The organism is Novosphingobium sp. B-7, assembly GCF_000410615.1.
Classification (GTDB): Bacteria; Pseudomonadota; Alphaproteobacteria; order Sphingomonadales; family Sphingomonadaceae; genus Novosphingobium; species Novosphingobium capsulatum.
In genome coordinates this window covers 430-957 of record NZ_KE148315.1, presented here as the reverse complement: position 1 = coordinate 957, position 528 = coordinate 430, and the positions used below count along the sequence as shown (strand labels likewise).

Annotated in this window: 1 protein-coding gene; it reads right to left on the bottom strand. The window is 71.4% G+C overall.

The genetic code is table 11. The annotated features are described in order from the left end of the window. A partial coding sequence (locus H926_RS34595) for a helicase C-terminal domain-containing protein (protein ID WP_043608931.1) occupies positions 1 to 528 on the bottom strand: 528 nt, incomplete at both ends.

Below are 528 nucleotides of genomic sequence, written 5' to 3'. Positions count from 1 at the left end.
CGGGGCGGCCATGCGCCGGGCGCGATGCAGGATCGATGGCTTGGGCCAGGGCACCTGCTCCATCACCACCAGCCGCAGCGACTGGCCCGGCACATCGACCCCATCACGCAGCGCGTCGGTGCCCAGCAGCGAGGCGCGCGGATCATCGCGAAAGATATCCACCAGGGTGCCGGTATCGATCGGATCGACATGCTGGGCATAGAGCGGCAGGCCGGCGCGCGCCAGGCGATCGGCAATGCGCCCATGCACCGCCCGCAACCGGCGGATCGCGGTGAACAGGCCCAGCACGCCGCCGCCGCTCGCCTCGATCAGGCGGGCATAGGCGCCGGCCAGCGCGGCGATATCGCCACGTGGCACGTCGGTCACGATCAGCACCTGCGCCTGGTTGGGATAGTCGAACGGGCTTTTGGCGGCAAACAGCTCGGGCTGCACCTCCAGCCGCGCCGCGCCGCTGCGGGTGATCGCCCCGCTCCAGTCGCCGCCATCGGTCAGCGTGGCCGAGGTCATCAGCACGCCATGGGCCGGCGC